Annotated in this window: 1 pseudogene; it reads right to left on the reverse strand. The window is 33.7% G+C overall.

The features are described 5' to 3' along the window. Positions 1-243: pseudogene (locus AWV70_RS23040) on the reverse strand (tetracycline efflux MFS transporter Tet(L)); the annotation flags it as partial.

The raw sequence follows: 243 nt of genomic DNA on the forward strand, positions 1-243 counted from the left end.
CCTTTTGTTTCAAACTACTTGAAACAATTGTAGATATAACTGTTTTGGTGAATGACAGCCCACCAAAAACAAAAACTAATATAATTGTCAGTAACCATGGTGTTACTTCTAAAAAAAAGGCAGCAATTAAAAAGCTAACGGAAAGAAATGTAACTCAAATGGTTAACACGTACAATGGACCTTTTCTATCAACAAGTAATCCACCAATGTAACCGAAGATAATAACGCTCATTGTTCCAGGGA

Source organism: Sporosarcina koreensis (assembly GCF_001531445.1).
GTDB lineage: Bacteria > Bacillota > Bacilli > Bacillales_A > Planococcaceae > Sporosarcina > Sporosarcina koreensis_C.